The sequence below is a fragment of the Streptomyces sp. NPDC059092 genome (genome assembly GCF_042756365.1).
GTDB lineage: Bacteria > Actinomycetota > Actinomycetes > Streptomycetales > Streptomycetaceae > Streptomyces.
On record NZ_JBHZEJ010000136.1, the window covers coordinates 1 to 5,763 of the forward strand.

5 protein-coding genes and 1 pseudogene are annotated in these 5,763 nt (G+C 73.5%); 3 read left to right on the top strand and 3 right to left on the bottom strand.

Annotated elements, in window-relative coordinates; all coding sequences use genetic code 11:
• Positions 1-263: 263 nt before the first annotated feature.
• The 3 genes from ACFXPL_RS36815 to ACFXPL_RS36825 form a co-directional block, all read right to left on the bottom strand.
• Positions 264-512, bottom strand: a complete 249-nt coding sequence (locus ACFXPL_RS36815; RefSeq protein WP_384927537.1) for a chaplin — start codon at positions 510-512, stop codon at positions 264-266.
• Between the two features lie 186 nt (positions 513-698).
• Entirely contained in the window at positions 699-1,349 is a 651-nt protein-coding gene (locus ACFXPL_RS36820; RefSeq protein ID WP_384927541.1) for a response regulator, read from the bottom strand.
• 40 nt (positions 1,350-1,389) lie between these two features.
• A complete protein-coding gene (locus tag ACFXPL_RS36825; RefSeq protein WP_384927538.1) occupies positions 1,390-2,535 on the bottom strand; it encodes a GAF domain-containing sensor histidine kinase in 1,146 nt (381 codons plus the stop codon).
• A 281-nt stretch (positions 2,536-2,816) separates the two neighbouring features.
• Here ACFXPL_RS36825 and ACFXPL_RS36830 point away from each other — a divergent pair, with 281 nt between their 5' ends.
• The 3 genes and pseudogenes from ACFXPL_RS36830 (at position 2,817) to ACFXPL_RS36840 (ending at position 5,603) form a co-directional block, all read left to right on the top strand.
• Complete coding sequence (locus ACFXPL_RS36830) at positions 2,817-3,515, top strand: SDR family NAD(P)-dependent oxidoreductase (protein WP_384927539.1); 699 nt, start codon at positions 2,817-2,819, stop codon at positions 3,513-3,515.
• Positions 3,512-4,625 (top strand): annotated as a pseudogene (locus tag ACFXPL_RS36835) (S-adenosylmethionine:tRNA ribosyltransferase-isomerase); the annotation flags it as partial. The gene ACFXPL_RS36830 and the pseudogene ACFXPL_RS36835, both read left to right, overlap by 4 nt.
• Before the next feature lie 261 nt (positions 4,626-4,886).
• Positions 4,887-5,603: a transglycosylase SLT domain-containing protein gene (locus ACFXPL_RS36840; protein ID WP_384927540.1), complete on the top strand. Its 717-nt coding sequence runs from the start codon at positions 4,887-4,889 to the stop codon at positions 5,601-5,603.
• Positions 5,604-5,763: the final 160 nt, after the last annotated feature.

Sequence of the window (5,763 nt, forward strand, 5' to 3'; positions counted from 1 at the left end):
CCCTGCCCTCCGCTCGGCAGGCATGCCGAGCGGAGGGCAGGGGGAGCCTCCGGTGCCGGACTTCCCCGGTGCCGGATTCTTCGGCCCGTCCGCGCGCCTGGCCGGCGAGTGAGCGGAATGGGCGCGCCGCTGCCGAAAGGGAGAGCGCGCGCGGGTTCGTGAGGAACGAACGAACCGAGCACGGTCGACCGCCGGCAGTGGCATGAGGCGCCCCGGAGGCGAACCGAGCCCAAAAAAGGGCGCCCCGGAGGCGGACCGAGCCTTTAGAAGTTGGCGGCGTGGTTGCCGAACGCCGGGTTCAGCAGGCCGATCACGTTGACCGTGTTGCCGGTCACATTGAGCGGGATGTGCACGGGGACCTGGACGGCGTTGCCGGAGCCGACGCCCGGGGAGTGCTGGGCCAGGCCGTCGGCGTGGGCGCCGCCTTCGGTGGCGAACGCGGCGCCGGCGGAGGCGCCCGCGGCGAGACCGGCGGTGACGAGGACCAGGGCGGCCTTCTTGGCAACCTTCATGGGGTGTTCCTTAATCGCGTGATCAACAGCCGCGGCGGTATGCGGCGGCACGCCATGGAGAACGCGCGACCGGCGCCCAGGATGCGCCGTGTGGGTGACATACACCCGACAGTATGAATCTCAGACCGGAAGATGACCCTCCGGATTGCGCCCAGGCCCCGCCGAGATCCGTCGACAGCGCCCCTATCAGCCGGTCACCCCGTGGCGCACGGCCCACAGCGCCGCCTGCGTACGGTCCGAGAGGTCCAGCTTCATCAGGATGTTCGAGACGTGCGTCTTGACCGTCTTCTCGGAGAGCACCAGCGCGCGGGCGATCTCCCGGTTCGAACGCCCGTCGGCGATCAGGGTGAGCACCTCGCGCTCCCGTTCCGTGAGCGACGTACCCCTCCCCTGGCCCGTGGCCGGGGCGTCCTGGGCCAGCAGCGCGCCCGCCACCTCGGGCTGGAGCAGTACGTGCCCGGCGTGGACGGAGCGGATGGCGCCGGCCAGCGCCTCGGGGTCGATGTCCTTGTAGACGTAGCCGGAGGCCCCGGCACGCAGCGCGGGGACGACGGTGCGCTGTTCGGTGAAGCTGGTGACGATCAGCACCCGGGCCGGGTTGCCGAGGTCACGGAGCTTGCGCAGCGCCTCGATCCCGTCGGAGCCGGGCATCTTGATGTCCATCAGGACGACGTCCGGGCGCAGCTCCTCGGCGCGGGCGACGCCCCCGGCGCCGTCCGCCGCCTCCCCCACGACCTCGATGTCGGGCTGGATCTCCAGGAACGTGCGCAGCCCGCGCCGCACCACCTGGTGGTCGTCGACCAGCAGCACCCGGATGGCCCGCCCGTCGCCCGCCACCGCCCGTCCTTCGGAGCTCTGCGCGCCGCCCCTGTCCGCTTCAGCCACCGGGCACCTCCATCTCGATCGTGGTGCCCTGTCCGGGCGCCGACCGCACCCGGAGTCTGCCGCCCACCCCGCTCGCCCGGTCCCGCATCGAGACCAGTCCGAGGTGGCGTCCGGCCCGGCGGACCAGGCGGGGCTCGAAGCCCTTGCCGTTGTCGGTGACGCTGAGGACCGCGCCCTGGGCGCGGCGGGCGAGCGTGACGTCGACGCGGTCGCCGCCGGAGTGGCGCAGCGCGTTGTGCAGGGCCTCCTGGGCCACACGCAGCAACGCCTCCTCCTGGGCGGCGGGCAGCGCCCGTACCGCGGAGCTGTCGAAGGTGACCCGGGCCCCGTGGGCGCGGTCGAGGACCTGGATCTGGGTACGGAGCGTGGCCACCAGGCCGTCCTCGTCCAGGGCTGCGGGGCGCAGCTCGACCACGGCGGCGCGCAGCTCGTCGGCGGCCTCCGCGGCGAGGGCGGCGACCTGCTGGAGCTCGCCCTTGGCGCGGGCGGGGTCGCGGTCGACCAGCGCGGCGGCGGCCTGGGCGGTGAGCCGCAGGGAGAAGAGCTTCTGGCTGACGGCGTCGTGCAGCTCGTGCGCGAGGCGGGAGCGTTCCTCGACGATGGTGAGTTCGCGGCTGCGCTCGTACAGCCGGGCGTTGGTCAGGGCGATCGCGGCGTGCTGGGCGAGGATCGAGAGGAGTTCCTCGTCCTCCTCGGTGAATCCGCAGCCGCCGTCCGGTTTGGGGCAGCGCTTGTTGGCGAGGAAGAGCGCGGCGATGGTCTCGTCGCCGTCCCTGACCGGCAGGCCGAGGAAGTCGGACATGTCGGGGTGGGCGGAGGGCCAGCCCTCGAAGCGGGGGTCCTTCCGTACGTCGGCGAGGCGCTCGGCCTTCTCCTCGTGGAGCATCGCGGCGAGGATGCCGTGCTGGCGGGGCAGCGGGCCGATGGCCTTCCACTGTTCGTCGCTGACGCCGTCGACGACGAACTGGGCGAAGCCGCCGTGGTCGTCCGGCACACCGAGGGCCGCGTACTCGGCGTCGAGCAGTTCACGGGCGGAGGCGACGATCGTCTTGAGGACGTCGTGCACCTCCAGGCGCCTGCTCATGGCGAGGAGCGCGGTGCTCACGGCCGCGAGGCCGGAGCTGGGTCGGTGGCTCATGTGGCCACCGTACCGGCGGTCCGGTACGCGGCGTATCGGACCAGGGACCGCCTGGGACCGGGGCCCTTCGGCCTAGGACCCGGGCGCCGCGGACCAGGACGAAGGGCCCGCGTGGGTCCGGGCCCGCGCACGAGGCGGCGGGGGTGCCGGCGTTCCTACGTTGGACGCGTCACAGGGCCACAGGGGTGCTGGGTCGCCGGGTCCGCCGGATCGCCGGGGCACGGACGGCAGGGGACCGGCGGCCGGTGGGCCGGGAACGTCGACGCGGAGGAGCGGACGTCATGCCGGTAGCGGTCATCACGGGGGCATCGAAGGGGCTGGGGCGCGCGCTGGCCGAGGCGCTGGCGCGGCGCGGCTGGGATCTGGTGCTGGACGCCAGGACCGCGCGTGTACTGGAGGGGACGGCCCGGGCGGCCGGGGCGCACGGGACGCGGGTGGTGGCGCTCGCCGGGGACGTGACGGACGCCGCGCACCGCGCGGAGCTGGTGGCCGCGGCGGCGCGGCTCGGCTCGCTGGACCTGGTGGTGAGCAATGCCAGCGCGCTGGGCGCGGAGCCGCTGGTACGGCTGGACGCGCTGCCCCTGGCCGGGCTGCGGGCGGCGCTGGAGACCAATGTGGTGGCGGCGCTCGGGCTGGTGCAGGAGGCGCTGCCGCTGCTGCGGGAGAGCGCGGCGGGCGCGGTGATCGCGGTGAGCTCGGACGCGGCGGCGGAGGCGTACGAGACCTGGGGCGGGTACGGGGCCTCCAAGGCGGCGCTGGACCACCTCGCGGCCGTACTGGCGGTCGAGGAGCCGGGGCTGCGGGTGTGGGCGGTCGATCCGGGGGACATGGGGACGGATCTGTACGCGGCGGCCGTGCCGGACGACACGGACCCGCGTCCGGCGCCCGAGACGGTGGTGCCCGGCTTCCTGCGGTTGCTGGAGCGGCGGCCGGCGAGCGGCCGGTACGCGGCGCCCGCGCTGCTGGAGGCGACGGCATGAGGATGCCGGACGTGCCCGACGTGCCCGCGGAACTGTCGGCACGGGTGCCCGCGGAGCAGCGCGGGGCGGGCCGGGACGACGTACGGCTGCTGGTGTCCCGGGGGACGCGGGTGAGCCACCACGCCTTCCGTGAGCTGCCGGAGCTGCTGCGGGCCGGGGACGTCCTGGTGGTCAACACGTCGGCGACGCTGCCCGCGGCGGTCGACGGGCGGATAGGCCCCGATCCGGGCGGCGAACGGGTCGTCGTGCACTTCTCGACGCGGGGTGACGACGGCAGGTGGGCGGTCGAACTGCGGGCCCCGCGCTCACCGGCCGGGGCTGAGGTCGGGGCGGGGACGACGCGGCCCCGGCCCGGCGGCCCGGCGGGCACGGTCGTACGGCTGCCGGGCGGGGGCCGGCTCGCCCTGGAGGAGCCGCTGGACGCGGCGGGGGCCAGGCTGTGGTGGGCGCGGACCCCGGGCACCGATGTGCCGGGGCTGCTGGGCCGCCGGGGCCGGCCGATCCGCTACGGGTACACGGAGCGGGACCAGCCGCTCGCCGCGTACCAGACGGTTTTCGCGCTCCCCTCGCCCGACGGCCTGGGCTCGGCGGAGATGCCGAGCGCGGGGCGGCCCTTCACCGCGGGGCTGGTCACGGAGCTGGTGAGCCGGGGCGTGCAGTTCGCGCCGCTGGTCCTGCATACGGGGGTGGCGTCGGCGGAGGCCCATGAGCCGCCGTACCCGGAGCGCTTCGCGGTGCCGGAGCCGACGGCGCGGCTGGTGAACGCCGCGGTGGCGGCGGGCGGGGCGGTCGTCGCGGTCGGTACGACGGCGGTGCGGGCCCTGGAGTCGGCGGCGGGCCCCGACGGGGTCGTGCGGGCGTCCTCGGGCTGGACGGACCTGGTGGTGACGCCCCGGCGCGGGGTGCGGGTGGTGGACGGGCTGCTGACCGGGCTGCACGAGCCCGAGGCCTCGCATCTGCTGATGCTGGCGGCGATCGCCGGGCAGGCGGCTCTGACCAGGGGATACGCGGCGGCGCTGCGCCGCCGCTATCTCTGGCACGAGTTCGGGGACGTCCATCTCCTCCTGCCCTGAAATCGCTCACGCTCTGGGTTGCTGGAGCAACACGTGGTCATGTCGCGGGGGCCCCGATGTGAGCCCCGGCATAGGACCCACGTCACTTACGAGCGGGGTTAGTCGACGGATAAAGGGTGCGTGAGCACGGCATAACCGGACATTGGGGCGCCTTCCCGGCGCCCCTTCGCACTATCCGGGGTCGTACGTCACACCTTTGCCAGGGCATTTTGCGGCCGCTAACAATTGCCGACGTCGCCGCCGAGATGGCTGGCCGTCCGGCCTCCGCGACTCCCGCTATTCGAAGAGGTACGTCTCTATGTTCTCGTCACGCACCCCTGGCCTCAGCCGTCTGAACAAGACCCACAGGGCATCGATCGCCGGCGTCGCAGCCGCCGGAGCCGCGGCTCTGACGTTCACCCTCGTCCCCGGGGGCCACGGCTCCGCCGAGGCCAAGCCCGAGGCCAAGCCCTCCGCCGCCACCCAGGTGGCGTGGAAGTCGGCGACGGACAGCACCCAGGCATCGACCGTGCACTCGATCGTCGCCAAGCAGCACACCAACGCCCTCGACGGCGCGGCCAAGGTCCACGGCACCAGCATCTCGAAGGCCGACTCCGAGTCCAAGGCCAAGGCCGCCGCCAAGGCCAAGGCCGAGGCGAAGGAGCGCGGCAAGACCACGTCCGCCAGCCGCTCGACCGTGCGCAAGCCGGTCTACGCGAACAACCTGGACGGCTGGATCCGCGAGTCGCTGGCCATCATGAAGAAGCACGGCATCCCGGGCAGCTACAACGGGATCCACCGCAACGTCGTCCGTGAGTCGAGCGGTAACCCGAACGCGATCAACAACTGGGACATCAACGCCCAGAACGGCATTCCCTCGAAGGGCCTGCTCCAGGTGATCCCGCCGACCTTCAAGACGTACCACGTCAAGGGCACGCCCAATAACATCTACGACCCGGTCTCGAACATCGTGGCCGCGTGCAACTACGCCGCGGACAAGTACGGCTCGATGGACAACGTCAACAGCGCGTACTGATGCTCATGGACCCGCACCGGGCGATCGTGTACGGAGCGGTCCCGGCAGCCGTGTGAACGGCGCTGAAGAGCAGTGAACGCCGGAGGGGGGGCCCCCCCCCCCCCGGGGGGCGGCCGCCCGCCCCCTCCCGGACCACCGGGTACCCGAAACCGGGGCGCCG

What these genes read in the sequence shown, in the direction of transcription:
- ACFXPL_RS36815 (WP_384927537.1), bottom strand. Translation starts at nt 512, where the DNA reads ATGAAGGTTGCCAAGAAGGCCGCCCTGGTCCTCGTCACCGCCGGTCTC.
- ACFXPL_RS36825 (WP_384927538.1), bottom strand. Translation starts at nt 2,535, where the DNA reads ATGAGCCACCGACCCAGCTCCGGCCTCGCGGCCGTGAGCACCGCGCTC.
- ACFXPL_RS36830 (WP_384927539.1), top strand. Translation starts at nt 2,817, where the DNA reads ATGCCGGTAGCGGTCATCACGGGGGCATCGAAGGGGCTGGGGCGCGCG.
- ACFXPL_RS36840 (WP_384927540.1), top strand. Translation starts at nt 4,887, where the DNA reads ATGTTCTCGTCACGCACCCCTGGCCTCAGCCGTCTGAACAAGACCCAC.